Genomic DNA, 26,998 nt, shown 5'->3' on the forward strand with positions numbered 1-26,998 from the left:
CGCCGCGCCATCCGGGCGGTTCCGGCGGGCCAAGCCCGCCGGGAAGATCCGCTTCCGGGCGGGCCGTAGCGGAATGGCACGATCTTGGTGCTTGGCTCCGTCGGCCCCGCCCATCCGCCTCCCGGCCCTCGCGACCGCTTTAGGATCATTGTCATATTGGGTCGATATAATACAATCAATAACCCAACACCAATACACAAAAATACCCAGGATAAATAATCAATAAATTTGGCATTTTAAAAAGCACATATACCCATAACTGCTCGATTTCATCTCCTCGGAGATTTTCCCAGGGTCCGCGCTGCCGCCATCACCGGCTCTAAGCCTAGGCAATCTTGTTATAAGCCAAAGCGCCCCGCATTGACGGTGGATATGCGTGATATAAAGCAAAAACATCGCGCTATATCGCCGCGACATTTTGACATATCCCCAACCCCCGATGATGGGCTATTATTTGATTTTCCCCGGCATCGGTTTAGGACGGAAATAGCGGACCCCCGGCGAATCCCACCATGGCCCCCCACCCACCCGCATGAACTTGTCACCCGATTCATAGCAAGCGCAAGAAACTGTTTCCCCGTTGTGATGTCACAGCAATACCCGGTTCAATCCCAACCGGAACCACCCGCAGCAGAAGGAGAGAGAGAAGTGTCAGGAAATCATCTGCCCACCGCCCGCGAAGGGCGGCCATCGACCATGGCCCCGGATCGTCTCGCCCCCAACCCATTCCAGCTCTATTTCCGGCTCGACGACAAGACCGGCCGCAAGGATTGGTTCTTCACGGCGGGCTCCCAGGTTTTCGGCCCGTTCCGCTCCTTCGCGGAAGCGGACGAGGAACTCGCCGAATGCCGGGCCATCAACCGGCACCCGGTGGCAACCTGGGACCGCTAGGCACGCCGGACGCGACAAGGCCCGGCCCGTCCCCCCGCTGTGTACGGGAAGACGGGCCGGGCCTTCGGCTTTTTCCGGGCGGGTGGATCAGGCGTTTCCGGGCACGAAGAAGAACGGGCTGCCTTCGTGCCCGGCGTGCTGGAGCGGGGCGTATTGCGGCGATTGCCGGAACCCGGCCTTGGACGCCGCGCCCTGGACCTGCCCCGCCACCGAGCGGAACACATCGTAATCCTCCAGCACCCGCTGGTTGCTACGCAGCACACCCAGGAAGGCGTTGGCGAACACCGAATGCCCGCCGCCGCCCTGGTCCAGCACCGGCTGCACCCCGCCCGAGGTCAGCACGGTACGCGCCTTGCGGCCCGCCATCACCTTCAGCCATTTGGCCCGCTTGTCGGGGTCCATGCCGTCCGGGAGCTTGGCCACCGCCGAGCCGGTCATCGCCCCGGAATAACAGGAATCCGCCACCACCATCACATGGCGGGCCGGCAGGATGCCGATGAAATCGGTGATGCTCTGGCTGGAAATCCAGTTGGCGGGATTGCCCACCTCCGCATCGGTGGGCAGCCAATAGGCTTGCTGGGTGGCCTTGTCGATCTCGCCGTGGCCGGCGTAATAGATCAGCAGGTTGTCGTCGGGGGTCAGCCTTTTATGGATCTCGTTGAGCGCGGTCATGATCTGGTGGCGGTTGGCGTTCAACAGCAGCTTGGTGTCGAAGCCATAGCGCTCCCTCAGCACCACGTCCAGGCTCTTGGCGTCGTTGGCCGGGGTTTGCAGGGCCGGATAGGCGGTGTAGGTCTGGTTGCCGATGATGAGGGCGTAGAACTTGCCGAATTTCACATCGCCCGGTTGGTCGATGCCGCCCGGATTGGCCGTGGCCGGTGCCGGGGTGGCGGCGGGCGCCCCGGCGGCGACCAGGCTCAGGTCGAGGTGGGAAGTCTGGTTCCGCTGGTCGGTGGCGGTGATCTTGACCGTGGTCTCGGCCCCGTTCAGCGTGGCGGGGAAGCGGAACAGGCCGGCGGCGTCGGGCGTGACCGGCTGGTCGTTGACCCGCAGGGATTTGAGTTGATCCGGGGCTTGCACCTTGCCGACGATATCCTTGGCACCGAGCCCGACCTGGACCACCTTCATGCCGCGGGTCAGGGTCGCGGGCGGCTCGATGATCTCGATGCCGGGGCCGGCCTCGGCCAGCTGTATGGGCGGTTCCTTGGCCTGTAGCGCCAGCCGTTGCGCCTCGTCCTTCAAGCCGGTGATTTCCTTGGCCTGGGCCTGGAGTTCGGCCTTGCGGCGGTCGATCTCGGTCCGGTCCGCGCCGCCCTGGCCGGGGCGGGTCAGGAGCGTGGTCAGTTCGGCGGAGCTTTTGCGGTATTGCTCCAGCTTGGCGTTGAGGGCGTTCTCGGTGGAGGCCAGTTGCTCGCGGGCCGGATTGGCCGGGGCGGCGGCTTGGGCGGTGGTCGCGGCCTTGGCGGTCGCCTGCGCCGCCGCCAATTCCTTGCGCATCTTGCCGCGCTCCTTGTCGAAGGACGCCGCCATCTTGTTGACGCTGGCCTGTTGGGCCTTGAGCTGGGTTTCCTTGCGCTTCAACTCGGCTTCGAGTTCGCGGACCTTGGCATCGTCCCCGGCGGGCGCGGAGACTTTTTGCTGGGCCAGACGCTCGCGGAGTTGTTCCAGTTCATCCTGGGATTTGCGCAGTTGCTCCTGCTGGTCCAGCAAATCCTGGCGGGTGGCGTCGAGTTGGGCGCGGAGCCGCTCGGCCTCGCGGCGGCTTTGGTCGGCGGCGAGCTTATAGGTTTCCAGTTCGCGCCGTTGCTCGGCCCCGAGTTGCCCGGCTTGATCGGCGCTTTGGCGCTTGGCGGCGTCGAGTTGCGCCCGCAATTGCTCGGCTTCCTGCTGGCTGCGCTCGGCGGATTGGCGCAGGGCTTCGATTTCCCGCTGTTTCTGGGCCGCGCCCGCGCCCTTTTGCTGCTCGACCGCGGCGAGCCTGGCCCGGAGTTCCTGGGCTTCGCGTTGGCTGCGCTCGGCGTCCAGGCGGAGTTGGTCGAGTTCCTCGCGGGAACCCCCGGCCTCCTGGGACTGGCTTTGCTGCTGCAAGGTCGCGGGCGCGGTGGGCGCTGCGGCGAACTGGAGTCCGGCCCCGTCCAGCCCCGACGCCTTGCCATACCATTGGGCGGCGGCGGCGGCGTCCTTGGGCACGCCCAAGCCCTTTTCGTACATCGCGCCCAGGTTGACCTGGGCCTGGGCGTTGCCCTGGGCGGCGGCTTTGCGGTACCAATCGGCGGCGGCCCGGTAATCGGGGGCCTGGCCCAGGCCCTTCTCGTAAATCTGGCCCACGTAGAGCTGGGCCGTGGCGTCGCCTTCCTCGGCCTTGGACCGCCAGACCTTGAGGGCGCTGGCGTAATCGGCGCGGTCGTAGGCCACGTATTCGCCGCCCCGGACCTCGCAATCGGCCTCGGTGGTGCGGATCGGGCGGCGGCCGCTGAGATAGGTCATTTGCGAGCCCAGCTTGCGCAACTGGCCGGGCAGGAGGCAATCGACCACGTTGAGCTTGTCCACATCCTCGATATAGCCTTCCACGGCCCTGGCGGCGGACGCCTCCGGGGCGGGGGGCTGGGTGGCGCAGCCGACCAGCAAGGCCGTGGCGACGGCGAAAGCCAGGGTGGTTTTATTCATGTGGCGAATTCTCCGCTGGGGATCTGCAAACGCGCTTATTCATGGTGGGGGAGGGCCGGGCCGGGTTCCAGCCGCTTTAGGATAAGCCCCCATTCCGCCTCCCAACAACAGCCGTGGCCCATTTTCGGCAATATTACCCAGTTTCCCGGTGAACGGTTGCGGGCGATGGGCGCGAATACCTGGGGCGGGATAACCGGATCGTCCGCGCCGAGATAATGGTATTCCGCCACCACGGGGGCCAGGTCGGCGGGATTGAGGGAACCGGCCAAGGGGCTATAGCCGTGATAGGCGGTCCAGGCGGCGCTATCCAGGTTGCCGGCCACAGTGACCAGGGCCAGGGTGCCGGGCAGGCGCGGGGCCAGGAGGACCGCCAAGGCCCCGCCGCCGCTGTGGCCGAACAAGCGGAGCCGCCGGAAACCCCGCGCCCGGACGAAGCCGCGCAAACCCGCCGCGAGCGCCTCCACCACCTCCGGCCCATAACGGCGGTCGGTCCACAGCGCCGGGGAACAGCCCGCGTCCTGGGCATGGCCGTGATAGCAAGGCCGTCCCAGATACAGGGCCGGGGCCGGGTCCAAGGCCATCAATCGCAACATCAAAGGATGGCGCGGCGTGGGGTCTTGGGCGATGCGCCAGCGCGATTCCCAAGGCGTGCCATCGCCTTCCAAATAGACATGCAGGACCGGATTCGGGACGGCGGCGGGCTTGTAGAACGCCGCCAGCCGGAAACCCCCGCCCTCCAGGGACAAGGCCTGGAAACCCGCCGCCGCCGCCATGGCGTAAACCCGCCCGGCCGGGGAGGCGCAACCCGCCAGCACGGCGCACAGCGCCGACAGCGTCCAGGCTCGGACCCATCTCCAGCGCAATTTCCGCGCAACCCAAACGGGGCGGACCTGTGTCATAGCGGGTTTGTGGATTCGGTTTAAACTTGTAGTCTATCCAGGCGACGGCGATGTAGACCCGCCTCCCCCACCACAAGCAGTCATTCAATCAGAACAACAATGCCGATGCTGCTGCTCCTGAACGTCCTCACCTGGCGGGGCGGGCCACCCCAGAGCGCCCTTTCCCATTTATTCGACACGGCGGGCGGTTCCATCGGGCGCTCGTCCAGCAACCAACTGCGGCTCCCGGACCCCGAGGGCTTCATCTCCCGCAAGCACGGCAGCATCGCCTACCAGGACGGCGACTACCGTTATACCGACACCAGCAGCGGCGGCACCTATTTCGCGACCCGCAACCTCCTGTTGGAACAAGATACCCTGGCCCTGCGCCCAGGCGATATCCTCCGCATCGGCGATTATGAAATCGCCGTTGCATTGCTGCCCGATGCGGAAACCGGCTCCAAACCCGACCGGCCCAACCCGGACTTGTTCCAGGAGTTCCTGGAAGGCGCGGGGCTGGACCTCCGCCACCGCTTCAAGCCGGAAGACCTGCCCGGACTCATGCGTGCCTTGGGCGCCCTGTTCCGTCCCCTGGCCGAAGCCGCCCTGGCCCCCTCCCCCCTCCATCCCGGCCCGGCGGCGGACGCCACCGATCCCGCCGCCCAATCCGCCTGCCTGGACGCCGCGCTCGAACACCTGCTGCTGCCCGGTCCCGGCGCGGCCACCGACCCGCTCGACGCCCTGCTCGACCGCCTCGAGGACGCCGCCCACCAAAAGCTGGCCCTGCACGCGGCCCTACAGGCGGAACTGGCCGTGGCCCTCCGGCGCTTCGACCCCGACGGACTCGCCCGGATCGGCGGCGACCCGGACCCGGCGCGGTGCTGGGAAACCTTCCGCACAGCCTATCCGGGCTTGGCCAAGGACATCGCGCAAAATTTCCTGGGCGCGGAATTCGTCAAGACCTACCAGCGGCAATTACGCCTGCTACGCACGGTCAAAGGACGCTAACCCCCGCGCGGCGGCGGCCCGGCCCGCTTACTGGCGCGGCGCAATGTCCGCTATAGTTAGCACAGGTGGCGGACGCGGCCTTAGGAGATACCGCCGTCCGCTGGACGGCGGCTTGAAGGAGGATGGCCGGGTTGCCGCCAGCCAGGGCCGGGAACCGAGCAAAGAGGATAGCCTATGAAAATCAAACACCTGTTCGGTTTCACCAATCAAGCCAAGGCGGGCAAGCCCCCGGCGGCGGACGCGGCCATCCCGCCCCAGCCGGTGCGCTGGCATTCCCACGGACTCACCGATGTGGGACATCGCCGCAAGATCAACGAAGACGCCTTCCTGGCCCGCCCGGATATCGGCCTGTGGATGGTGGCGGACGGCATGGGCGGGCACCAGGCCGGGGATGTCGCCAGCAACGCCCTGGTCCAAGCCTTGGCCACCCTCGAAGCCGCCGCCGAACTCGACACCCAAGCCGCGCGGGTCAAACAAGGCATCGAAGAGGTCAACCGCCATCTGCACCGGCTGGCGGCCGAATCCAGTTCCGGGCAGATCATCGGCAGCACGGTGGTGGCCCTGGTGGCCAAGGGACTGCGCTGCGAGGCTTTCTGGGCCGGCGACAGCCGCCTCTACCGCTACCGCGACGAGCGGCTCGAACAACTCAGCACCGACCATTCGCTGACGGACGAATTGGTGCGGGCCGGGCTCATGACCCCCGAGGAAGCCTCCGCCGAAGGCGGGACCAATATCATCACCCGCGCCGTCGGCGCGGAATCCCGGCTGGAGCTGGACAGCCTCCGTTTCGAGGCCGCGCCGGGCGATCTCTATCTCCTATGCAGCGACGGCCTGGCGAAGGAACTCGACGACGGCGAGATCGCCCGCCACCTCGCCGCCGCCGACCTCGCCGCCGCCACCAAAGCCCTGATCGACGCCACCCTCGCCCATGGCGGGCGCGACAATGTCACGGTGGTGCTGATCCGCCCCGAGCCCATCCCCGCTTGATTCCACCCCGCGGCCCTGGCGCCGCCCTTGCCCCGAGGCCATCCGATGCATCCAGAAGCCCGTCCCCCTTTGCCGCCCTTCACCCGTGAAACCGCCGTCCAAAAGGTCCGCATGGCCGAGGACGCCTGGAACAGCCGCGACCCGGCGCGGGTGGTCCTGGCCTACACGGCCGATAGCCAATGGCGCAACCGCGCCGAATTCCCGCAAGGGCGCGAGCAAATCGCCCGGTTCCTGGCCCGCAAATGGGCGCGCGAACTGGACTACCGGCTCATCAAGGAATTGTGGGCCTTCGAGGGCCACCGTATCGCGGTGCGCTTCGCCTACGAATGGCACGACGACGCCGGGAATTGGTACCGCTCCTACGGCAACGAGAACTGGGAATTCGACGAACACGGCCTCATGGCCCGGCGCTATGCCAGCATCAACGACCTGCCCATCCCGGAATCCGAGCGCAAATTCCATTGGCCCCAAGGCCGCCGCCCAGACGGCCATCCCGGCCTGGGCGAACTCGGACTCTGAGCCGCGCTCGACGACGGAACCCCGCCCGTTATCATCCGGTAAACAATCCACTCCCGGAATGCGCCCCCATCGGCCCGGCACGCGGGGCATAATGGGGCTATCGGTCCCATCCCATAGCCCCGGCACCCATCCCGATGAACCACGTCAATTCCTTGATCCGCCTGATCGACCAGGGCCTCTCGACCCAGGTCATGTTGAACGACGGCAGTATGCTCCCGCGCTTCCGCCCGCACGACCTCATCGCCCGCGGCAGCCCGCAAACCGGGGTGGTCGTGGTGCGCGGGACGGTCTGTCCCGACGATGGCGCGCCGGAAGACCGGGTCATCCCGCTCTGCGATATCTGCGGGGTGTTCAGCGAACGGCCCCGGCAGGCCCATCCCATCGACCCGGCCTTCCCGCTCCGCAATCCGGTCCCGAGGGGCTGGACCACGCTCCGCGCCCGCCAGCCGGGCTGAGCGCCCCAGCCCCGGAACCGCGCCATGAGCCTCCCGCCCCATGCCGAACCCCGCTTCCTGCTCTACCATTTGCAGCCCATCAGCGCCCGGCTGCTGTTCATGCGCCACGCCTCGGGCAGCGTGCTGGCCCCGCGCCCACTGCCGTTCCTGACCAGCCCCATCGAGGACGACCCGCCCCGGCCCAAGCTCGACCTCATCCAGCAAGTGACCCTGGGCATGCGGCTCAACGCCAGCCTGGGCTTCGAGCCGGGGATGCTGGTGGTGGAGCCGGACTTCCTGCGCCGGGCCGAAATCCCGAGGGCGGTGGTCGATCTGCACCTGGCCCGCTTCACCAGCCACGACCCGCCGCACGAGGCGGCCCGGCTCAAGGGGGCGGCGTTCCACCCCATCACCGAACTGCGCGGCGGCCATCCGGTGGAAATGGCCATGTTGCGCTGGGCCTACGAATATCTGCTGGCGGGCTGAGCGCGGACAGCCGGCGCGGGTCCGGGCGTCCTTCCCCTGTATTAAACAAGTCTGGATTCGGGAGTACAGTACGGGTTTTCCCCCCGCCCGACGCCACCCGCGCTCCCCGCCCATGACATCCGACCACCCCGACCCGCCCGGCCCCGCGCTCCCGGCGGATTCCGCCGAGCGCCCATCCGAACCCGCCGCCTTCTGCGAGCGGGCTTTGCTGGACGGCCTGTTGGCGGCGTCTCCGGCGGGGTTCGCCTATATCGACACCGATTTCCGCCTGGTCCGCGTCAACCCGGCCCTGGCCGGATTCGTCGGCCTGGCGGTGGAGCACATGCTGGGCCGCCGGGTGGCCGAGGTGGTGCCGACCCTCTGGCCGCGGCTCGAACCGATCTGCCACGCCGTCCTCGCCGGGGGGCATCCCCCCGCGAGCCTCGAAATCGCCGGGCGAACCCCCGCGCAACCCGGCATGCTCCGCCATTGGCTGGCCCACGTCTACCCGGTGCGGCCCGACGGGTCCGCCGCCGGCACCGGAATCGGCATCGTGGCCCTGGAAATCACCGCGCAGAAACACACCGAGGCCGCGCTGCGCGCCAGCGAGGAACGGCTGCGCCTGGCCCACGGGCGCTTCGCCGCCGCCCTGGAAAACTCCCCGGTGGTGGTGTTCGCGCAGGACCGCGACCTCCGCTATACCTGGGTCCACAATTGCACCCTCGGCTTCCGCGACGAGCAAGTGCTGGGCGCGACCGATGCCGAGTTGTTCGAGCAACCCGCCGACGCCGCCCGCCTGACCGCGCTCAAGCGCCGGGTGCTGGACACCGGGCGGCCCGCCCGCGAAGAGGTGCCGATCCTCGGCCAGGGCGGGCCGCACTGGTACGATCTGGCGGTGCGCCCCCAATACGCGGCGGGCGCGGTCGCCGGCCTGGTCTGCGCGGCGGTCAACATCACCGACCGCAAGAACGCCGAGGAACGCGCCCGCAACAACGAACTGCGGCTGCGGCTGGCCCTGGACGCGGCCCGGCTGACCTCCTTCGAATGGGATATCCAACGCGACCAGGTCCGCCGCTTCATCGCCCCCGATGCCCCGTCCGCCAGCCCGGAAGACGCCCCCAACCCTTTCGGCGCGGTCTGCCAGGCCGTGCATCCCGAAGACCGCCTGCGCTTCATCGCCCAAATCCACGCCGCGCTGACCAGCGCGGACGGCCGCTACGAAAACGAATTCCGCATCCTCTATCCCGACGGCGGCAGCGCCTGGGTCTACGAACGGGGCCGGGTGGAACGCGACGCCGCGGGCCGCCCGGTCCGGTTGCTCGGCTTGTCGCAGGACATCACCGAGCGCAAGCGCTCCGAACAAGCCCTGCGCGAAGCCGACCGCCGCAAGGACGAATTCCTCGCCATGCTGGCCCACGAACTCCGCAATCCCCTGGCCCCGATCCGCAACGCCGTGGAAATCCTCAAGCGGCGCGGCGAACTGTCCGAGGTCCAAATCGGCGGTTGCCATTCGATCATCCAGCGCCAAACCGAGCATCTGGCGCGGCTGGTGGACGACCTATTGGACGTGTCGCGGATTTCCCGCGGCCAGATCGAGCTGCGCAAAGGCACGTTCACGCTCACCGATATCCTGCAACGGGCCTTGGAAACCAGCCTGCCCCTGATCGAATCCCGCCGCCACGAACTCAGCCTGCACCTGCCCGAGGAACCGTTGTGGGTCGAGGGCGATCTGGTACGGCTGGCGCAAGTGGTCTCGAACCTGCTCAACAACGCTGCCAAATACACCGATATCGGCGGGAGCATCCGGCTCGGGGTCGAATGCGCCGACGGCCACGCCCTGATCCGGGTGGAGGACAATGGCCGCGGCATCGACCCCGCCGTCCTGCCGCACTTGTTCGACCTGTTCTACCAAGTGGACCGCACCCTGGACCGTTCCGAGGGCGGGCTGGGCATCGGCCTGTCCTTGGTGGAAAAACTGGTGGGGATGCATGGCGGACAGGTCGAGGCCCATAGCGCGGGCCGGGGCCGGGGCAGCGAGTTCGTCGTCCGCCTGCCCTGCCTGCGCGATCTGCTGGACGTGGGCGCGGTCGCCCGGCCCGACCCGGTCCGCAAAACCGGCGAGCGGCTGCGCATCCTGGTCGTGGACGATAATTTCGACGCGGCGGACAGCATGGCGCTGTTGCTGCTGGGCGAAGGCCACGAGGTGCTGACCGCCTACGACGGCGAAACCGCCCTCGACCTCGCCCTGAACCACCAACCCGCCGTGGTGTTGCTGGATATCGGCCTGCCGGGGATGGATGGCTACAGCGTGGCGCGGGAACTGCGGCGGCGCGGCGCGGTGCCGGCGACCCAGTTGGTCGCCCTGACCGGCTATGGACAGACGGAAGACCGCGAGAAATCGCAACTGGCCGGATTCGACCGGCATCTGGTCAAGCCGGTGGATTTCGACGCCTTGCAAGCGGTGTTGGCGGAATGTTCGGACCGCCCCGCCTAGGGACGGCCCGGAGCGGGGACGGGACGGCCTATTCCGCCGCCCCGTCCTTCACGGTGGTTTTCAGCAGGAAGAACCTATAGACCACCCAGGCGCAAAGGATTCCCACCACCACCCAGGAGTGGCTCATCAGGCTGGCGGACAGCGTGGTCTTGGCGGCCACGCCCCGGATGCCCGCCATATACGGTCTCGATACCAGCATCATCCAGGCCCAGGCGGGCACTTGGTAGGCGATGGCCCCGGCCACGCCCCAATGCATGGCTTTCGAGCCCAGCCGCTCCGCCGTGCGATAGAACCAGAACGCGATCCCCGCGGTCAGCAACATTGAAATCAACACCATGACATGGCCTCCTCTGCAAGAATTATCGGATTGTGCGCCGACCTGTGCCGGCCGGTCGGGTGCAGATTAACCGATAGCCCACCCGCAAGAAAGCCAAGCCGTTCCCACGCCTCCCGGCCCGGAGTCGCCCACCGCAATGAAACCGCGCATGGAAATCCGCTACGAACCCACCCCCGCCGACACCGCGGCCCATCTCCGTCACCTACGCGACCAAGGCCGGCCCCCGGACCCGCCGTTATGGATCGTCCTCCTGGGGCTAGGGCTGGGCCTCGCCGTCGCGGCCCGGACCGACGCCCCCGATTGGCGCGATGTGTTGCTGTTCGGCACCGCCGCCTTGTTCGGGCTGTCCGGCCTGGCGCTGGCCCTGTGGCGGCGCTGCTATCCCGATACCGCCGACACCGCGCCGCCCACGGGCGTGTGCCGGCTCGTGGTCACGCCCGCCGGGCTGGTGCGGGCCGCGGGGCCGGAGGCCGGATTCCTGGCTTGGCCCGACCTCGCGGCCCTGGTGGAAGGACCGGAGCATTTCCACCTACACGCGGTTTCCGGCCCCCTCTGGACCCTGCCCAAACGCGCCCTGCCCGAACCGGACGGTCCTCGAGCTTTCGCCGATCTCGTCCGCCGCTATTGGCAAGCCCAGCCCGGCCACCGGCGCCGGCGCTTGCCGGACCGGCCGGAACGCCCGGGCCGGCGCGTGCTGGCGGGATTCGCGGAAGCGCTGCGCGGCGGCTTCCGGCTCGCGCTGTTCAGGCCGCTGGAGGGCGGCGCGGTCCGCACCCTGGGCGGCGGCGTGCTGGCCGGGCTGCTGGCCTTGCGGCTGGGGGTGTCGGCGTTGGGGGATTACGCCGCCGCGCTGCCGCGGCCGCGCTTCGACGCCTACGGCTTGATCGACCACGGGGCCGGGATGCTGCTGTTCCTGCTGAGCGGGCTGGCGCTGGGCGGCCTGGCCCGCGATACCAAACCCCTGCTGGGCTTGCTGGGTTTGATCGCGGCGGCGGAATGGCTGACCTCGGCCCTGTACCGGCTGGCCTATGCCGCGCTGCCGGGCGGCGGGGAAACCGCCGCGCCCTGGATCGGCTGGGCCTTGTTCCTGGCGTGGTTCCTGTGGAACTTCGCCATCGTGTTCCGCGCCGTGGGCGGGGTTTACCGGCAACCGGCCCCGGTGGCGCTATTCCTCGCCAGCGCCTTCGCCCTGCTGGATTGGGGCGTGGGCTTCCAACTGCCGGTCCAGGAGATTTTCTATCCGGCGGAGGACGAAGCCACCGCCGCCCCGGCTCCCCGGATCGACGCCGAGGAAGTCCTCTACCGCCAGCACCGGCTCCTGCGCGAAGCCACCGACGCCCTCGCCCCACAACGCCCCGGCGTCGCCGACCTGTATTTCGTGGGCTTCGCGGGAGAATCCGACGAACAGGTCTTCGCCCATGAAGTCGGGTACGCGCTGGACTTGTTCGACCGGCGCTTCGACACCCAAGGCCGCTCCATCGCCCTGGTCAACAGCCCCGACACCCTGGTCCGCTGGCCCATCGCCAACCGCCACGCCCTCGACGCCGCCCTGCAAGCCGTGGCCCGCCGCATGGACCCCAAGGAGGACGTGCTGTTCCTGTTCCTGACCTCGCATGGCTCGAAGGACCACAAGCTCTCGGTGCGCTTCGAGCCCCTGCCCCTGGACGACCTGCCCGCCGCCACGCTCAAGGCCGCGCTGGACCGCGCCGGTATCCGCCAGCGGATCGTGGTGGTGTCGGCCTGTTATTCCGGGGGGTTCCTGGACGCGCTCAAGGACGACGATTCCCTGATCCTCACCGCCGCCCGCCGCGACCGGGCCTCGTTCGGCTGCGGGGTGGATTCCGAGTTCACCTATTTCGGGCAGGCTTATTTCGTGGAGGCGTTGGCGCAAACCCGCTCCTTCGTCGCGGCCTTCGACATGGCGCGGCAGACGATAGAACGGCGCGAACAGGCCGAAGGCAACGAGCCTTCCCTGCCGCAAATCCATGTCGGGAAGAACATCGCGCCCAAGCTGCGGGCGCTGGAACAGCGGCTGGCGGCCCCCGCGGCCAAGCCCAGGCCGGGAAACCGGCCCCTGAAGCCGTAACCTCAAGCCTCGAGTCCCAAGCCTCCCCCGGCCACCACCACCCGGTTCCGTCCGCCGTCCTTGGCCCGGTAGAGCGCGGTGTCGGCGGCATCGACCAGGGCTTTGGGATTCCCCTCCGCCACGGGCAAGGCCGTGGCGACGCCCAGGCTGACCGTCACCACCCCGCTTGCGCCGGAGGCATGGGGAATGTTCAAGCGTTCCACACCCTCGCGGATGCGCTCCGCCAACCGGGCCGCCAATTCCGGCGGGGTGTGGGCGTGGATGATAAGGAATTCCTCGCCGCCGTAGCGGGTGGGAATATCCCCGGCGCGGCGGGCCAGCCTACGGATCACCCGCCCCACCTGCCGCAGCACGTTATCGCCCTGGGTATGCCCATAGGCGTCGTTGTAGGCCTTGAAGTGGTCCACATCGACCATGATGATCGACAAGGGATGCAGGTCGCGGGCACCGCGCCGCCACTCATGCTCCAACAAAATGTCGAGGGCGCGGCGGTTGGGCAATTGGGTCAGGGCATCGACGCTGGCCAGGGCCATCAGCATCTTGAGGTGGTGGCGGTCGCTCTTGAGCAGCGGATAGAACCACCACAGGCCCACCCACATGGTGACCGACACGAACAAGCCCAATACCTCCAGCAGCAGATCGATGGGCCAAGGCCCGGCCACCACCAGCCTGTACCAGCCCAAGGCGCGGCGCAGGGCCATCGCCAGCAGCCCCAAGGTCATCAGCAACGCGGGCACATACCAGCCGGAAATGCGGGTCAGCCGGAAGGCCATGGCGGCCGCGGCGAGTTGGGCGAGCAGGGACAGCCCCAAAATCCAATGGATCAGCGGGGAACGCAACAAGGCTTCGAGCAGGTCCGTGGCGGGCATGGCGGGCTGTTCCTGGGCAAGGCCGGACCGGACACCGAGATGGGACCGTCCGTTTCATGGCAATAAGTATCGGCGGAAATCGGGAAATCCGCAGCCCCTCACCAATCCCGCCGTTCCCACGCCATCCAATAAACCCGGAACCCTTTTCCGCGATTCCGGGACAGGGGGAATCACGCTCCGAATACAACCGATTCCATGGGCATAACCGTCCATTCACGATTGCCCTATAACCCTGGAATCAGCCGCCTATCCAAGCTGCGGGATAGGCCAAGCCAACCGGACAGACCATAAACCATACCAATCCATATACGGACAGTCTCAAACCATTTGATCGCGTCCCATATAAACCCTACAATTGCATTTATTCACAGGAGAATGCTTTTTTATTTGCTTCATCGAGGCGGCCATGCCCAAAATAATAACGTCCCATACCAAAAACACCCTTCTATTAGCCATGGGCACCGTCCTGGGCTTAACTTCCCCCCTGGCCCGCTCCGCCACCCCACCCACCGTACAACTTGTCAGCCCCGGCTTCGTGGTGGCGGGCCAACCGACCCCGTTCGAATACAAAATCACCATCGGGAAGGACGGCCTTCCCGTGAAGGGCAGCCTCATGCTGGGTTTCCACCATTCCTCGCAATGGAAAGGGACGCAGGTTTCGCAACCCCAAGCGCCGGGCTACGTATCGGTCGTGGGCAAGGTCCCCAATAACTTCAAGGTCAAGTTCAAGAAACTCCCCGCCAGCGCCTTCACCACGAAAGGGGACACACTGTACAACCGCGGCATCGTGGCGGAAGTCGCCCAACAACCCCTACAACCCGGCGAAGTCGTCACCATCACCATCGGCAGCGTCCAATATGGCGGGATCCAACAAAAGCTATCGGACGACCACCATGAACTCAGGGTCATGGCTGACCTCAACGCCGACGGCAAGTTCGATTGGAGCGCCTCGCCCCAATTCGACGTGATCCCGGCCCCCGCCCACCATTTCCTGCTGGTCGCGCCCTCGAAGGTGGTCGCGAACCAACCATTCGACCTCCAGATACATGCCGAGGACGCCTTCAACAACTTCGTCAACAATAGTTATTTCACCACCCCCGTGCCCGCCTATAACGGCAAGGTCACCATCACCGACGAAAAAGGCAACGTCCTGGCAAAAGATCTCAAGCTCGACGATGGATGGGCGCTGACCCAGGTGCGGGTCTCGACCCCCGGTCCCCATTGGCTCACCGCCAGCGACGGCACGCTGACGGGCGGCAGCAACCCCTTCAAGGCCTTCAACCAGGAACCCAACTACAAGATTTATTGGGGCGATATCCACGGCCACACCAAATTCTCCGACGGCCTGGGGGAAAACGCGGAAGAATATTTCTGGTACGCCCAGACGGGGCAACACCTGGATGTGTGCGCGCTCAGCGACCACGCCCAGAAGCGCTGGCCGGAAACCATAGCCGCGGTCAAATCCTTCTATAAGCCGGGGGAATTCGTGACCCTCCTCGGCTTCGAGGCCAGCCTGCCGGGCGGCCATATCAACCTGTATTTCCGTGGCGATACCGCCCCGGTCGTGGACGGCTGGGCCAAACAGACCTACCAGGGCTTGACGAACAGCCTGGCCCAGCAGTTCGGGACCGACCTCATCACGGGTCCGCACGCCTTCGGCCACGACTCGAACGAACCCTACGCCTTCGGTGCCTGGAACGACACCGTGGAGCGCTTCGTCGAAGTCTATTCCAAGCACGGGGCCAGCGAATATCCCGGCAACCCCACCCCGCTGCCCAACGCCAGCAAGGATATGTCCCACTACCTACAGGGCGGGCTGGCCGCCGGGCGGCGTTTCGGGGTCATCGGCTCCGGGGACGGGCACGATTCCCACCCGGGCCGGGCCTTCGGCGGGGCCTATCCCGGTGGCTTGGTGGCCTTCCGCGCCAAGGAATTGACCCGGGAAGCCATCTTCGACGCCTGGCAGAACTTCCAGGTCTACGCCACCAGCGCGGACCGGATTTACCTGGACTTCACCATCAACGACTCGTGGATGGGGGCGCAGCTCACCACCGGCGATCCCGTGCAGGTGCATTACGAAGTGATAGCCCAGACCCAACAGGTCAAGGCCGAACTGATCCGCAACAACACGGTGATCCGGAGCGACTCGTCGAAGGTGGGGCATATCAATATCGATTTCACCGACACCCCCACCGCCCCTAAAAACTTCTACTACCTCAGGGTCACCCAGAGCAATTCGGAACGCGCCTGGTCCACGCCGATCTGGGTCGACAAACCCGACGCGGCCGGCAAGGCGTCGGCGCGGCCCGCAGCGGCCAGCCTCCCGGCGGCCCCCGCACGCCGCGCACCGGCCAGCGCCTCCGACGACGACATGGACTGATCGTATCCCCGCCGGGGCGCGGCGCGATCCCGCTCCCCGGCAAGCAAGCACGCCACCCAGGCCCCCGGTCGAGCGGCGGCCTGGGAACCCGGTCCGCCGGACCCCGCACCAAGCCGGCCCAGCCCCGCCCCAAATCGCCCTCATCCCGCTGTCATAAAGCCCACATAATCCACAGCGCCATCCGGGCCTTGTCGCGAACCCAACAAAATCAAGTCCCTAGGCCGCGTGACGGTAGCAATCCCGACATTGGCGGGTTTTTTGCTTTATGCCAGCCTAAAAACCCATGCCCAAGGAGACTCCACGCCGATGCGATATGAGCAAGCGTTACGCACGCTGACCCCCATCCCCGACACCGGCGAAGCACAGACCGGCTTGCCCGAACCCTCCACCGAGAATCCCCAGATGACCCCCCTGCGACTCTTCATGGAAACCATGGACCAATCGCCCGTCGCGATCTCCATCACCGACCAACGCGCCAACATCATCTACGTCAACCAAGCCTTCACCCGCATCACCGGCTACAGCCCCGAGGAAGCCATCGGCCGCAACGAATCCATGCTCTCCGACAAGATCACGCCGAAACGGGTCTACCAAGACCTATGGGCCACGCTGGGCCAGAAGAAGGTCTGGCAGGGCGTCCTGGTCAACCGCCACAAGACCCAGGGCAAATACCTGGCCGACCTCACCATCGCCCCCATGCTGGACGAGCGCGGCGAACTCACCCATTACATCGGCATCCACCGCGACGTGACCGAGTTCTACGGCCTGGAGCAAAAGGTCAAGAACCAGAAGAAGCTGATCGAGACCGTGGTCGATTCCATCCCGGTCGCCACCGTCCTGCTCGACGCGGAGGACCGGGTGGTGTTCGACAACCTGGTCTATAAGGGCTTGACCAGCGAACTGGGCGTGGCCGAGCCGATCCAGCTATTCTTGAGGATGCTGCGTGAGGAGATGGGCGAGCGCTGGCACGACCTCGAACGCCGCAGCAAAAGCTTCCGCAACCACGAAGTCCGGGTCGACCTGGGCGGCTACCGGCCACCGCGCTGGTTTTCCTGCGCCGGCACCTGGTTCTCGGAGAACGACATCGGCGTCGAGGCCTATTTCCAGCAGCGCCAGCAAACCTACCTGCTGCTGACCCTGACCGATATCACCCAGCAAAAGCGCCAGCAGGAGGAAATCCGCATCAACGCGCTCAAAGCCATCATGGCCGACGAGGAACGCATCCAAAGCCTCAGGGAAACCCTGTCCGGGGTGATCCACCAGGTCCAAGCCCCGGTCAATATGCTCTCCGCCGCCCTGAACATGCTGGAACGCCGCCGCCGCAACGGCGACGACAACGCCGCCCTAGCGGGGCTATTAAAACAAGCTCTGGATTCCGGCCAGGACACCGTCGCCACCCTGCAAGGCTGCATGCCCGACGCCGACCCGGCCAAGGTCGCCCCGGTCAACATCAACCAATTACTGCACGAGGTGCTGATCCTGCTGACGCCGCGGCTCCTGGCCGACGGCATCATCATCGAATGGCAACCGACGCCGGTCCTCCCCACCATCATGGCGCTGGAAAACCGCCTCCGCGCCATGTTCAAGCAACTCTTGGAGAACGCCATCGACGCCATGCGCCAAAATGGTGCGAAGCCACGCGAACTCAGGATCGCCACCCGGCCCGAAGCCGACCTGATCCACATCGTGATCGAGGATTCCGGTCCCGGCATCCCGGTGGAACTCAGGACCAAGGTGTTCGAGCCATTCTTCTCCACCAAGGGCGGGGCCGGCCGGCAAGCGGGCATGGGCCTCGCCATGGTGCAGGACGTGGTGAACAGCCACGCTGGAATGATCATGATCGACCCGGAGTACCACGATGGCTGCCGTATCCGCCTGCAATTCGACATACACCATTCCGCCGCGAATTAAGGGGATTTCCATGGTTGAACGCACTGAACTCGTCGAGCATGAGTTGGACGCGTTATATCAAGTCAGCCGGGTTTTGAACGGCACCTTGAGCTTGCAGGACAAACTCCGGCAGGTCTTGGAAGTGTTGCACCAGAGGGCCGGCATGAGGGCCGGGCTCATCACCCTCCGGGAACTGGACAGCGACGCGCTGTCGGTGTGCGCGGTACACCGCGAAGGCGGGGAACCCCTGGACGACAAGGTGAGCTACCAACCGGGCGAAGGCTTGGTGGGGGCCATCCTGGACAAGGGCGACACCCTCATCGTCGAGCGCCTCGCCGAGGAACCCCGCTTCCTGGGGAAGCTCAAGCTCTACGACCCGGAACTGCCCTTCATCGGCTCGCCCATCCATGTCGGCGACAACGAGATGGTCGGCGTCCTGGCCGCCCAGCCGGTGGCCAACGATTGGCTCAGGGATCGCGCCCGCTTCATGGAGATGGTCGCCAACCTCATCGCCCAGAGCGCGGGGCTGTTGCGCAGCATGGAGCAGAAGCAGCGCGATTTGGCGATGGAGCGCGACCAGCTCAAACAGACCCTGCGCAAGAACTACCGCTTCGAGAACATCATCGGCCACGCCCAGCCCATGATGCGGGTATTGGAACTGGTGCGGCAGGTGTCGAAATGGAACACCACGGTGCTGATCCGGGGCGAATCCGGCACGGGTAAAGAGGTCATCGCCAACGCCATCCATTACAACTCGGCCTGCGCCAACGGGCCGTTCCTCAGGTTGAATTGCGCGGCCCTGCCCGACAACCTGTTGGAATCGGAATTGTTCGGCCACGAGAAGGGCGCGTTCAGCGGCGCGGTGACTTTGCGCAAGGGCCGTTTCGAGCTGGCCCACAACGGCACCTTGTTCCTGGACGAAATCGGCGAGATTTCCCCGGCGTTCCAAGCCAAACTGTTGCGGGTGATCCAGGAGGGCGAATTCGAGCGGGTCGGCGGCAGCCAGACCCTCAAGGTCAACGTCCGCATCATCGCCGCCACCAACCGCGACCTGGAATACGAGGTGGACGAAGGCCGGTTCCGCGAGGATTTGTATTACCGCCTCAACGTCATGCCCATCCACCTGCCGCCCTTGCGCGAGCGCTTGGAGGATATCCCGGAACTCGCCCGCTTCCTGCTGGGGCGGATTTCCAAGCAACAAGGCGGGCGACCCTTGGAACTCAAGGAAAGCGCCATCCGCCTGTTGATGCGCTATAGCTGGCCGGGCAATGTGCGCGAACTGGAGAACCGCATCGAACGCGCCGCCATCATGAGCCCCGATGGGGTGATCGACCGCGATGTGCTGGCCCTGAGCGGCTTCGAGGACGATTTGAACACGCCCGCGCCCAAGCCTTCCTCCGCCAGCAGCAAGGAAGCCACCATCGATTTCACCGACGAGAGCTTGGACGAGCGCGAGCGGGTCATCGCGGCCCTGGAGCAATCGGGCTGGGTGCAGGCCAAGGCGGCGCGTTTGCTCAACATGACACCGCGGCAGATCGCTTACCGGGTGCAGACTTTGAATATCAAGATGAAGCGGATTTAAACCAGCCGCATCCCATCCCCACCGAAAGCCCCGATCAGCGGGGCTTTTTCGTGTCCACCCGGCCCCGCCGCCTTGGGTGATAACCACCGCGGCGCGACATGAATCAAGAAATCCCGCCCGCCACGGTGCGATAATCGCCCGCCCCCCACCTGCCGAGTCCGCGCCCCATGCTGTTCGACGCCCTGGTCATCAACGCCAATCCGCTCCTCAACCTGGTCCATCCGGGGCCATACACGCCGGGGGCGGTCAACCGCGTGGCCGCGCTGGCCATGGTCGCCGAGGGCAAGGGCGTGAACGTGGCCCGCGTCCTGGCCCGGCATGGACACCGGGTGGCCTTGACCGGCTTCGCGGGCGGCCATAGCGGGGCTTGGCTGCGCGAACTGGTCCGGGCCGAGGGCGTACACGACGCCTTTGTCGAAACCCTGGCCCCGCTCCGGGTGGGCTTCATGGCCTCCGACCCCCAGGACGAACATCCGACCACGGTGTTTCCGGGCGGCTTCCAGGTGACCGAGGCCGAGTGCCAAGCTTTGTTGGGACGGGTGGAAAGCCTGCTGGACTCGGTACGCTTGGTGATCGCCAGCGGTTCGGTGCCCGATCCGGTGGCGGATGGCTTGTACGCCGATTTGCTGGCGCTATGCGGGCGGCGGGGGGTGCGTTGTTGGCTGGATGCCTACGGTCCCGCGATGGGCCGGGCGCTGGCCGGTCCCGTGGCTCCCGGCCTGTCCAAGCCCAACCGGCAGGAATGGGCGCAAAGCCCCGGCTGGGAGCGCGTCGAAGAACTGCATATCACCGATGGCGCCGCCGCCATCGAAATCGTCGAATCCGGGCGGGAACTATGGCGGGTGTGGCCTCCCGCCCTGCGGCAGGTCAATCCGGTTGGGTCCGGGGATTGCTATCTGGCTGGTTTGGCCCATGGCTGGCTGGCGGGATGGTCCTGGGAGGCACGCTTGCGCTACGCCGTGGCGGCGGGCGCGGCCAACGCCCTGCGCCCGGACGTGGCGATGATCGCGCCGGAGGAAATCCAGCCGTTGTTGGACGGGGTGTGCTTGAAACGGCTTTGAGCCGGTCTCCCGACCTCCTTCCCATGGTTTAAACCGACCTTCCCGCATCGTCCGGAATCCGGGCCACGGGACCAAAGCCACCCGCCCCGCCCCCTCCTCCATCGCGCCGCCGCCCCGGCCAAATCCTCGGGCCGGAATAAACCCACCACATCGGCCTCCGCAGGCCAGATCGCGCCGCCATGGGCGTATCCGCCGGGCTTGGGCGGGATCATGGGAGGCCAAGGCCCGGCAGGCTGCAGGATGGGCAAAGACCATCAGGCCGTGCCCGCCCTACTTCGCCGCCCGGCCTGGGCGTTATGATGTGCGCGAATTCACACACCCGCCCCCTCAAACCAGAGGAAGAATAAGAAATGCCCGATTACCGACTCGATCCGGTCAATCAAAAGCTGTCGCGGGACGGCCAGGATATCCCCCTGAGCCTCAAAGCCTTCGCCGTGCTGCGCTATCTCATCGAACACCGCCGCCGCTTGGTCACCAAGGAAGCGCTGTTCGAGGCGGTCTGGCCCAATGTGCTGATCACCGAGGACGGCATCCGCCATTACATCCTCGAATTGCGCAAAGCCTTCGACGACCCGCCCAAAACGCCCCGTTTCATCGAGACCGTGCATGGCCTGGGCTACCGCTTCATCGGCGAGGTGGCGCTGGCCGTGCCGCCGCCCTTGCCGCCGATGCTGGCCGAACCCGCCGCCATCCCGGCCCCGACCCCGTTCAAAACCCCGGCCTCCGGCCCCTTGACCGGACGGGAACGGGAACTCGGGGAACTCCGCGCCTGGCTGGCCCAGGCCATGGGCGGCGAGCGCAAATTCGGCTTCGTCTCCGGCGGGCCGGGCCTGGGGAAGACCGCCCTGGTCTCGGCCTTCCTGGAAAGCCTGGACGGGCGTCCCGATATCCGCGTGGCGCGGGGGCAATGTTCGGAATTGCTCGGCACCCTGGAACCCTTCATGCCGATCCAGGAAGCCATCGAGGAACTTTGCGGCGGGCAGGAAAGCGGGCCCTGGGCGGAACGGCTGCGCAGCTACGCGCCGGGCTGGTGTTCGCTGCTGCCCTGCGCCGCCACCTGCCAACTCGGCGGCGACGGCACGGCCCGCCCCACCCGCGAAAGACTGGTGCGGGAACTGGCCCAATTCTTGGAAAGCGCCAGCGGCGACCGGACCTTGGTGCTATGGTTCGAGGATTTACACTGGGCCGACGCTTCCACCCTCAACCTGCTGGCCTATCTGGCGCTGCGGCGGCAGGCGGCGCGGCTGTTGGTGCTGGGCACCCAGCAGCCGGTGGAAACACAGGGCGACGGCCATCCCCTCCGGCGGTTGCGCGACGAACTACGCAAGCGCGGCCATTACACCGAACTGGCGCTACCGCCCTTGGAACCGGTGGCGGTGGCGGACTACCTGGAAACCCGCTGCCCCGGCCTGCCCGCCGGGTTCGGGGCGTTCGTCCAGCGCCACGCCGGGGGCCATCCCCTGCTCATGGTCCGCCTGGTGGAACACGCGCTGGCGCGGAATTGGCTGGTGCGGGAAGACGGGGACTGGCGGCTGGCGGTCGATCTGGATGGGATGGAACCCGCGGTGCCCGACAGCTTGCTGGAATGGGTCGAGCAGCAATTGGAACGGCTGGACGCAGCGGACCAGGGCTTGCTCGAAACCGCCAGCGTCGCGGGCCGGAGCTTCTCGGCGGCGAGCCTGGCGGCGGCCCTGGACCAGGATATCGAATCCATCGAGGCCCGCTGCCAAGCGCTGGCCAAGCGCAGGCAGTTCATCGAGCGCCAAGGCGTGGACGAATGGCCGGACGGCACCGTAGCCGCGCAGTATGGCTTCGTCCACGCGCTCCACCACCGGGCGCTGCATGAACGGGTCACGCCTTCGCGGCGGGCCAAGCTACGCAAACGCATGGGCGAGCGGATGGCCTTGGCCTATGGGGACGACCCCGGCAAAGCGGAGACGGAAAACGGCGGGGCCATCGGTCAAAAACAAGAATAACGGCGCGACCACCACGCCGGTCCCCACAGGAGAAAACCACCATGCTCCGCATCCCCATCAACGAGCAAGGCTCGGGCTTGTTCTTCCAACTCATCCGCAACTTCGTCCGCTCGCCGTCCGGCACCCAGGCCATCGCCCTGTTCGGCCTGCTCATCGCCCTGTTGTTCGGGCTGAACGGACTCAACATCCTCAACAGCTATGTCGGGCGCGATTTCATGTCCGCCCTCGCCGACCGCAACGTACCGGCCTATCTGCGGCAGGCTTCGATCTACACCGCCGTGTTCGCCTGCCTGACCGTGGTGGCGGTGTTCCTGCGCTATGCCGAGGAACGGCTGGGACTCCTGTGGCGGGAATGGATGACCCGGCAATTCCTGGATTTGTATCTGCGCTATCCCAGCTATTACCGGATGAACGACAGCCTCATCAAAAGCACCGGCATGGAACACGCCGACCAGCGCATCGCCGAGGATGTCCGGGTCTTCACCACCACCACGCTGTCCTTCGCGCTGATGCTGCTGAACGGGACGTTCACCGCGCTGGCGTTCTCGGGGGTGCTGTGGTCGATCAGCCCGCGTTTGTTCCTGGTCGCGGTGGTCTACGCGGCGTTCGGCTCCTATATCACCTTCCGCCTGGGCCATCGCCTGATCGACCTGAACTACACCCAGCTGGACAAGGAGGCCAGTTTCCGCTCCGGCCTGTTGCATGTGGGGGAACGCGCCGAATCCATCGCCCTCTTGAACCGGGAGGAGCGCATGTCGCGGCGGCTATACCGGCAATTCGACGCGGTGGTGGAGAATTTCCACCAGATCATCCTGGTGAACCGCCGCCTGGGTTTCTTCACCACCGGCTACAACTATCTGGTGCAGGTGATCCCGATCCTGCTGGTCGCGCCCTTGTTCATCGACGGGGAAGCCGAGTTCGGCGTCATCACCCAATCGGCGGCGGCCTTCGTGATGTTGATCGGGGCGTTCTCGCTCATCATCACCCAGTTCCAATCGCTGTCCTCGTTCGCCGCCGTGATCGAGCGGCTCATCAATCTATGGTACGCCATCGAATTGACCCAGACCGAAACCGTGTGTGGCATGGATTTCGGCGAGGACGACGACCGCATCGGCTACGAACACCTGACCCTGCGCTCGCCCATCGACCACACCGTCCTGGTGGACGACCTGACCCTATCGATCCCACACGGGACGCGGGTGCTGGTAGCGGGCCTCGACGCCACGGCCAAGGACGCGCTGTTCAAGGCCACGGCGGGCATCCTCGACACCGGCACCGGGCGCTTGATCCGGCCCCGCGCCGGGCGCATCCAGTTCTTGCCGGAACGGCCCTACCTGCCGCCCGGCAGCCTGCGCGAAGCCTTGAACCCGGACGCGCCGGGAATCGCCGTCACCGATACGGCCTTGCTGGAAACCCTGCACACCCTGGGACTGGAGCCGGTGCTGGCCCGCGTCGGCGGCCTGGAGGCCGAGCAGGATTGGGACGCCGCGCTCTCGGTCGATGAACAACAACTCATGTCCTTCGCCCGCGTGCTGCTGGCCCAGCCGCGCTTCGTGCTGATCGAGAATCCCAGCGGCGACCTCGATCCCGCAAAAGCCGGGGAATTGCTGAGGATGCTGACCGGGCGCGATATCACCTATCTCACCTTCGGCCGCCACGGGCAGCGCGACGGCGACGAGCCTATCGAGCGCTACGACGCCGTGCTGGAATTGAAGGCCCAGGGCCGCTGGTCCTGGAAGGACAACGGCCGCCGATGGCTGGGCCCGGGGGACAGGCCGTTGACGCCCCAAGCGCCACCGCCGTGAAAGGCTTGGGCGGGCCGGGACACCGGCCCGCGCCGGTTTCAGTGCTGGGCTTTTTTCTTCTTCAGGAGGGCGTCGTAGGCCGCCTGGTCTTCCTCGTACATTTCTTTCGAGGCTTCGCAATCCAGTTCGGCATCGTCCTCCTGCTCGCGCAAGCAGGCTTCGTAATCGCTTTTCGATTCCTCCAAATCGTTGCTCGCCTCGTCGAGGTCGGGATCGACATTGGCCGTCCCATGGCCATGGGCGGCGGCCTTGTCCGGGGCCGTTTGGCAAGCGGCCAGCCAGGCCGCGAGGGCGAGCGTTCCTAAAATCTTCCGCATCGATGATTTCTCCTCCTGAATAGTGGGAACCGGGTCCAAATCCGGCAAAAGCTTACACCAGGACTATCGGCGGGCAACGCGGAATTTGGGGCGGGTCCAGCCGGATCGGGGACCGCCCCTCCACGTTGTTTCGGATCGGGAAGCAGGCTTTATTCCGGCAGCGCGTCCATCGCCGCCCGCGCCGCTTGAAACGAGATTCATTGTCAACTACAGTGCTGGGCAAGATGTCCGCGCCATGACAGCGCGGACGGCTGACAGTGGATCGCCCGGCGACCCCCTCCAACCAGAACCCTCGGCCTCACCATCATCATCGCCCGGACCACGGCACCGGGCACGGGAACCAGCGGACATGCGCAATTATTTGACGGCAGTTTTCCTCTTCCTGGCCATCGCGGCCCCGACCGCCCTGGGCATGGTGTATTACAGCAAGGAGGAAGCCTTCGAACTGGCCTTCGGCAAGGAGGCCGAAATCGAAACGCAGCCGGTGTTCCTGAGCGACGAACAAGCGGCGGAGGTCGAGAAGACCGCCCAGGCCAAGCTGGAAGGCCATTTATTCACCTTCTACGTGGGCAAGAAAGGCGGGCAAATCCTGGGCTATGCCGCGCTGGAATCGCACACCGTGCGTACCCAGCCGGAAATGCTGCTGGTGGTGCTATCCCCGGCGGGCGAATTGGTCCGCGCCGAAATCCTGGCCTTCCACGAACCGCCCGAATACCAGCCGCCGGCACGGTGGTTCGAGCGGCTCTATAAACGCCCCTTGCAAGAATTGAAGCTGAATCAAGGCGTCGATGGCATCAGCGGCGCGACCCTGAGTTCCCGCGCCGCCCTCGACAGCCTCCGCAAAGTCATGGCCATCCACAAAATCGCCTTGCGCGAAGAGGTTCGATAATGCGTTTTTTCGTCACCGGCGAACAGCGCCGCCAAACCCTGCTCAACACCATCGTGCTGATGTTCCTGGGCTATATCGCCCTGCTGTGGATCAGCAACGGCATGATGTATTTCCATAAGATGGGCCTGGGCTACGATTCGGTGGTCGAGTACTACCTGGGCTCGGAGGAGAAGTTCACCCAGCCCAAGAGCTACCAAAGCTTGCTGGAAGTGACCCATTTCCATTTGTTCGCGATGGGGATGCTGGCGGTGACGCTGACCCATCTGCTGTTGTTCGCCAACCTGTCGATGGGGCTGAAAATCTGGCTGAGCGGGCTGACCTTCGTGTCCGCCCTGGCCGACGAACTGGCCGGTTGGCTGGTGCGCTTCGCCCATCCGGCCTTCGCCTATTTCAAGATCGGGGCGTTCCTGACGCTGGAAACCAGCCTCGGGGCCATTTTGGTCTGCGTGGGGGCGTCCTTGCTGGCGCAGCGCGGGCAGTTCAAGCAGAAAGCCGAGGAAGCGCAGGCGCAAGCGCCGGTGGGCGTGCCCGCGGGCGAGCGGATGATGCGCGGTTAAGGCGTTTCCGGCCGGAGCGCGGAGTCCAAAGCCGGCTTTGGACTCCAAGCATCATCCGCGCACCGGAAACCCCTCCCCGGCTCAGCGCCAAAGTTCCAGCGACTTTTCCCGATAGCCCTCCGGCACCTTGGGCGCGGCGGCGACGGTCTCGCCATCGACCCGGTTCAAACGCATCGCCAGCGGATGCTTGCCGTCCAGGTCGCGCAGTTCGATGGGCACCCCCGCCAAACCCGCCAAGCCCCCCATCGGCAATTCCATCCCCAACTGGCTGGTCAAGCCCTGCGCCTTCTCGGCCAGCTTCTGGGTGAAGCCGATCAAGGCCCGCAAGGTCTCCGCGTCCTCCCGCCCCAGCTTCAACGCGGCCGGGTCGGCGAGGCAGAATTCCAAAGCCTTGGCACCGCCCTTGACCACATCCATTTCCTGGCAGTTCACGCCCGCGAATTGCTTGCCCACCCCGGTCTTCAGCAAACGGGTCGAGGCGGCGGCCTTGCGGGTGGCGTCGAACTGGTCCAGAGATACCCCGCCCAGCATCTTTTCCCATTTCTCGCGCTGCTTGGGGGACAGCTTCCGCAGTTGCTCGCCGATGCCGCGCAACACCGGCTGCAAGTCCTCGGCCTGCTGGGCGATGCGCCCGACCCGCTCGTCGGTGATGGGGGTGTAGCGCTGTTTCTTGTGGTCGATCAGGACCAGGCGCTCGGACTCGCGCTCGTACAACACGTCCAGGTTGCCATCGCCGCCCGCCCCTTTCACCAACACGGTGCCGCCCTTGATGATGACCGGCTGTAGGACGCTATGCTTACCTTGTTCCACCCGGTATTCGATGACGGTGTCGGCCTCCGCCGGGGCGGTCCAGAGCGGCAGGATAGCGGCGAAGAACGCGGTGGTGAAATAACGGGATGACATGGC

At 66.0% G+C, this 26,998-nt stretch carries 22 protein-coding genes; 16 read left to right on the forward strand and 6 right to left on the reverse strand.

Annotation, left to right across the window (positions count from 1 at the left end; translation table 11 throughout):
- Window positions 1-648: 648 nt before the first annotated feature.
- Window positions 649-891 (forward strand): hypothetical protein, encoded by a 243-nt coding sequence (locus tag K5658_RS16810; protein ID WP_221064245.1) that lies wholly within the window; start codon window positions 649-651, stop codon window positions 889-891.
- 87 nt (window positions 892-978) lie between these two features.
- Here the strand turns inward: K5658_RS16810 and K5658_RS16815 are convergent, their stop codons facing one another.
- Entirely contained in the window at window positions 979-3,558 is a 2,580-nt protein-coding gene (locus tag K5658_RS16815; RefSeq protein ID WP_221064246.1) for a caspase family protein, read from the reverse strand.
- A 35-nt stretch (window positions 3,559-3,593) separates the two neighbouring features.
- Window positions 3,594-4,457, reverse strand: a complete 864-nt coding sequence (locus tag K5658_RS16820) for an alpha/beta fold hydrolase (protein ID WP_221064247.1) — start codon at window positions 4,455-4,457, stop codon at window positions 3,594-3,596.
- A 99-nt stretch (window positions 4,458-4,556) separates the two neighbouring features.
- Here K5658_RS16820 and K5658_RS16825 point away from each other — a divergent pair, with 99 nt between their 5' ends.
- From K5658_RS16825 to K5658_RS16850, 6 genes are all read left to right on the forward strand, one after another.
- Window positions 4,557-5,444, forward strand: a complete 888-nt coding sequence (locus K5658_RS16825) for a type VI secretion system-associated FHA domain protein (protein WP_221064248.1) — start codon at window positions 4,557-4,559, stop codon at window positions 5,442-5,444.
- A 174-nt stretch (window positions 5,445-5,618) separates the two neighbouring features.
- Window positions 5,619-6,431 (forward strand): PP2C family protein-serine/threonine phosphatase, encoded by an 813-nt coding sequence (locus K5658_RS16830; RefSeq protein ID WP_221064249.1) that lies wholly within the window; start codon window positions 5,619-5,621, stop codon window positions 6,429-6,431.
- A 45-nt stretch (window positions 6,432-6,476) separates the two neighbouring features.
- The gene (locus tag K5658_RS16835; protein ID WP_221064250.1) at window positions 6,477-6,950 is read left to right on the forward strand and encodes a nuclear transport factor 2 family protein; all 474 of its coding nucleotides are present in this window, start codon (window positions 6,477-6,479) and stop codon (window positions 6,948-6,950) included.
- A 134-nt stretch (window positions 6,951-7,084) separates the two neighbouring features.
- Complete coding sequence (locus K5658_RS16840; RefSeq protein ID WP_221064251.1) at window positions 7,085-7,405, forward strand: hypothetical protein; 321 nt, start codon at window positions 7,085-7,087, stop codon at window positions 7,403-7,405.
- Between the two features lie 24 nt (window positions 7,406-7,429).
- The gene (locus K5658_RS16845; protein WP_221064252.1) at window positions 7,430-7,870 is read left to right on the forward strand and encodes a hypothetical protein; all 441 of its coding nucleotides are present in this window, start codon (window positions 7,430-7,432) and stop codon (window positions 7,868-7,870) included.
- A gap of 112 nt (window positions 7,871-7,982) precedes the next feature.
- The gene (locus tag K5658_RS16850) at window positions 7,983-10,343 is read left to right on the forward strand and encodes a hybrid sensor histidine kinase/response regulator (protein WP_221064253.1); all 2,361 of its coding nucleotides are present in this window, start codon (window positions 7,983-7,985) and stop codon (window positions 10,341-10,343) included.
- 28 nt (window positions 10,344-10,371) lie between these two features.
- Here K5658_RS16850 and K5658_RS16855 read toward each other — a convergent pair whose 3' ends face one another.
- A complete protein-coding gene (locus K5658_RS16855; RefSeq protein ID WP_221064254.1) occupies window positions 10,372-10,680 on the reverse strand; it encodes a hypothetical protein in 309 nt (102 codons plus the stop codon).
- Window positions 10,681-10,816: 136 nt separating this feature from the next.
- Here K5658_RS16855 and K5658_RS16860 point away from each other — a divergent pair, with 136 nt between their 5' ends.
- Window positions 10,817-12,766: a C13 family peptidase gene (locus K5658_RS16860; RefSeq protein WP_221064255.1), complete on the forward strand. Its 1,950-nt coding sequence runs from the start codon at window positions 10,817-10,819 to the stop codon at window positions 12,764-12,766.
- A gap of 2 nt (window positions 12,767-12,768) precedes the next feature.
- On the opposite strand, the gene K5658_RS16865 is transcribed toward K5658_RS16860, so the two are convergent.
- The gene (locus K5658_RS16865) at window positions 12,769-13,635 is read right to left on the reverse strand and encodes a diguanylate cyclase (protein WP_221064256.1); all 867 of its coding nucleotides are present in this window, start codon (window positions 13,633-13,635) and stop codon (window positions 12,769-12,771) included.
- 406 nt (window positions 13,636-14,041) lie between these two features.
- On the opposite strand from K5658_RS16865, the gene K5658_RS16870 reads away from it, so the two are divergent.
- From K5658_RS16870 to K5658_RS16895, 6 genes are all read left to right on the forward strand, one after another.
- Window positions 14,042-16,015, forward strand: a complete 1,974-nt coding sequence (locus K5658_RS16870) for a DUF3604 domain-containing protein (protein ID WP_221064257.1) — start codon at window positions 14,042-14,044, stop codon at window positions 16,013-16,015.
- Between the two features lie 306 nt (window positions 16,016-16,321).
- Complete coding sequence (nifL, locus tag K5658_RS16875; RefSeq protein WP_221064258.1) at window positions 16,322-17,926, forward strand: nitrogen fixation negative regulator NifL; 1,605 nt, start codon at window positions 16,322-16,324, stop codon at window positions 17,924-17,926.
- Between the two features lie 10 nt (window positions 17,927-17,936).
- On the forward strand, window positions 17,937-19,487 hold the full coding sequence (gene nifA, locus K5658_RS16880) for a nif-specific transcriptional activator NifA (RefSeq protein WP_085215403.1): 1,551 nt from the start codon (window positions 17,937-17,939) through the stop codon (window positions 19,485-19,487).
- Between the two features lie 167 nt (window positions 19,488-19,654).
- Window positions 19,655-20,548, forward strand: coding sequence for a 1-phosphofructokinase family hexose kinase (locus K5658_RS16885; RefSeq protein WP_221064259.1), 894 nt, complete (start codon window positions 19,655-19,657; stop codon window positions 20,546-20,548).
- 350 nt (window positions 20,549-20,898) lie between these two features.
- Window positions 20,899-22,524 carry an AAA family ATPase gene (locus K5658_RS16890; RefSeq protein ID WP_221064260.1) on the forward strand — a complete coding sequence of 542 codons (1,626 nt, stop codon included), beginning with the start codon at window positions 20,899-20,901 and terminating at the stop codon, window positions 22,522-22,524.
- A gap of 41 nt (window positions 22,525-22,565) precedes the next feature.
- Entirely contained in the window at window positions 22,566-24,329 is a 1,764-nt protein-coding gene (locus K5658_RS16895) for an ABC transporter ATP-binding protein/permease (protein ID WP_221064261.1), read from the forward strand.
- Between the two features lie 38 nt (window positions 24,330-24,367).
- Here the strand turns inward: K5658_RS16895 and K5658_RS16900 are convergent, their stop codons facing one another.
- A complete protein-coding gene (locus tag K5658_RS16900; RefSeq protein WP_221064262.1) occupies window positions 24,368-24,646 on the reverse strand; it encodes a hypothetical protein in 279 nt (92 codons plus the stop codon).
- Window positions 24,647-24,995: 349 nt separating this feature from the next.
- On the opposite strand from K5658_RS16900, the gene K5658_RS16905 reads away from it, so the two are divergent.
- Entirely contained in the window at window positions 24,996-25,535 is a 540-nt protein-coding gene (locus tag K5658_RS16905; RefSeq protein WP_221064263.1) for an FMN-binding protein, read from the forward strand.
- Entirely contained in the window at window positions 25,535-26,092 is a 558-nt protein-coding gene (locus K5658_RS16910; protein ID WP_246628475.1) for a hypothetical protein, read from the forward strand. Before K5658_RS16905 ends, K5658_RS16910 begins: the two co-directional genes overlap by 1 nt.
- Window positions 26,093-26,173: 81 nt before the next feature.
- On the opposite strand, the gene K5658_RS16915 is transcribed toward K5658_RS16910, so the two are convergent.
- The gene (locus K5658_RS16915; protein WP_221064264.1) at window positions 26,174-26,995 is read right to left on the reverse strand and encodes a hypothetical protein; all 822 of its coding nucleotides are present in this window, start codon (window positions 26,993-26,995) and stop codon (window positions 26,174-26,176) included.
- Between the last annotated feature and the right edge of the window lie 3 nt (window positions 26,996-26,998).

It is taken from the genome of Methylomagnum ishizawai (genome assembly GCF_019670005.1).
Lineage (GTDB): Bacteria > Pseudomonadota > Gammaproteobacteria > Methylococcales > Methylococcaceae > Methylomagnum > Methylomagnum ishizawai.

Excerpts from the sequence above, each read along its gene's own strand:
- K5658_RS16815 (WP_221064246.1), bottom strand. The coding sequence starts at position 3,558 with ATGAATAAAACCACCCTGGCTTTCGCCGTCGCCACGGCCTTGCTGGTC.
- K5658_RS16820 (WP_221064247.1), bottom strand. The coding sequence starts at position 4,457 with ATGACACAGGTCCGCCCCGTTTGGGTTGCGCGGAAATTGCGCTGGAGA.
- K5658_RS16825 (WP_221064248.1), top strand. The coding sequence starts at position 4,557 with ATGCCGATGCTGCTGCTCCTGAACGTCCTCACCTGGCGGGGCGGGCCA.
- K5658_RS16830 (WP_221064249.1), top strand. The coding sequence starts at position 5,619 with ATGAAAATCAAACACCTGTTCGGTTTCACCAATCAAGCCAAGGCGGGC.
- K5658_RS16835 (WP_221064250.1), top strand. The coding sequence starts at position 6,477 with ATGCATCCAGAAGCCCGTCCCCCTTTGCCGCCCTTCACCCGTGAAACC.
- K5658_RS16840 (WP_221064251.1), top strand. The coding sequence starts at position 7,085 with ATGAACCACGTCAATTCCTTGATCCGCCTGATCGACCAGGGCCTCTCG.
- K5658_RS16845 (WP_221064252.1), top strand. The coding sequence starts at position 7,430 with ATGAGCCTCCCGCCCCATGCCGAACCCCGCTTCCTGCTCTACCATTTG.
- K5658_RS16850 (WP_221064253.1), top strand. The coding sequence starts at position 7,983 with ATGACATCCGACCACCCCGACCCGCCCGGCCCCGCGCTCCCGGCGGAT.
- K5658_RS16855 (WP_221064254.1), bottom strand. The coding sequence starts at position 10,680 with ATGGTGTTGATTTCAATGTTGCTGACCGCGGGGATCGCGTTCTGGTTC.
- K5658_RS16860 (WP_221064255.1), top strand. The coding sequence starts at position 10,817 with ATGAAACCGCGCATGGAAATCCGCTACGAACCCACCCCCGCCGACACC.
- K5658_RS16865 (WP_221064256.1), bottom strand. The coding sequence starts at position 13,635 with ATGCCCGCCACGGACCTGCTCGAAGCCTTGTTGCGTTCCCCGCTGATC.
- K5658_RS16870 (WP_221064257.1), top strand. The coding sequence starts at position 14,042 with ATGCCCAAAATAATAACGTCCCATACCAAAAACACCCTTCTATTAGCC.
- nifL (WP_221064258.1), top strand. The coding sequence starts at position 16,322 with ATGCGATATGAGCAAGCGTTACGCACGCTGACCCCCATCCCCGACACC.
- nifA (WP_085215403.1), top strand. The coding sequence starts at position 17,937 with ATGGTTGAACGCACTGAACTCGTCGAGCATGAGTTGGACGCGTTATAT.
- K5658_RS16885 (WP_221064259.1), top strand. The coding sequence starts at position 19,655 with ATGCTGTTCGACGCCCTGGTCATCAACGCCAATCCGCTCCTCAACCTG.
- K5658_RS16890 (WP_221064260.1), top strand. The coding sequence starts at position 20,899 with ATGCCCGATTACCGACTCGATCCGGTCAATCAAAAGCTGTCGCGGGAC.
- K5658_RS16895 (WP_221064261.1), top strand. The coding sequence starts at position 22,566 with ATGCTCCGCATCCCCATCAACGAGCAAGGCTCGGGCTTGTTCTTCCAA.
- K5658_RS16900 (WP_221064262.1), bottom strand. The coding sequence starts at position 24,646 with ATGCGGAAGATTTTAGGAACGCTCGCCCTCGCGGCCTGGCTGGCCGCT.
- K5658_RS16905 (WP_221064263.1), top strand. The coding sequence starts at position 24,996 with ATGCGCAATTATTTGACGGCAGTTTTCCTCTTCCTGGCCATCGCGGCC.
- K5658_RS16910 (WP_246628475.1), top strand. The coding sequence starts at position 25,535 with ATGCGTTTTTTCGTCACCGGCGAACAGCGCCGCCAAACCCTGCTCAAC.
- K5658_RS16915 (WP_221064264.1), bottom strand. The coding sequence starts at position 26,995 with ATGTCATCCCGTTATTTCACCACCGCGTTCTTCGCCGCTATCCTGCCG.